Source organism: Pseudoflavonifractor phocaeensis, from assembly GCF_021531375.1.
GTDB classification, from domain to species: Bacteria; Bacillota; Clostridia; order Oscillospirales; family Oscillospiraceae; genus Lawsonibacter; species Lawsonibacter phocaeensis_B.
This window is the reverse complement of sequence record NZ_JADYTU010000061.1, coordinates 1-531: the sequence shown is the minus strand read 5'-3', so window position 1 is coordinate 531 and position 531 is coordinate 1. Positions and strand designations below refer to the sequence as shown.

Sequence of the window (531 nt, the reverse complement as noted above, 5' to 3'; positions counted from 1 at the left end):
CCATATTGTGAACCGTGCGTAGGGGGCGGCGTCCCCGACGCCCCATAATACATCCATAAACTAAAATTTACCCGGCATGAAATCCCTATATTTCCGTCATCCTATGAACAGAAATGGAGGGATACGATTTCGTGGTCTGGTTCTGGAATTTTGTAGTCTACAGTTTCCTCGGCTTTTTGCTGGAGGTAACCTTCGCCCGCATGACCGGTGGGCGTCCCGACCGGAAGTGTTTGCTGGTCCTTCCCCTGTGTCCGGTGTACGGCTTGGGAGCCTGCGCCATCCTGCTGCTGCCCTCCTGGGTGGCCTCCGTGCCTCTTCTGCTGTTCCTGGGGGGCGCCTTAGCCGCCACGGCAGCGGAGTACCTGATGGCTCTCTTTTACGAGGAGGTGCTGGGGGTGTCCTTTTGGGATTATCGGGAGCTGCCCGGCAATATCCAGGGACGGGTATGCCTGCCCTTCTCTTTGGCCTGGGGGCTACTGTCTCTGCCCCTGGTCTACTGGGTACACCCCGCCCTGCTCCCCCTTCTGCAGG

1 protein-coding gene is annotated in these 531 nt (G+C 58.6%); it reads left to right on the top strand.

From position 1 onward, the window contains the following. Positions 1-113: 113 nt before the first annotated feature. Positions 114-531 (top strand): putative ABC transporter permease (locus I6E39_RS11020; RefSeq protein WP_235381628.1); only part of this gene is annotated, 418 nt, incomplete at its 3' end.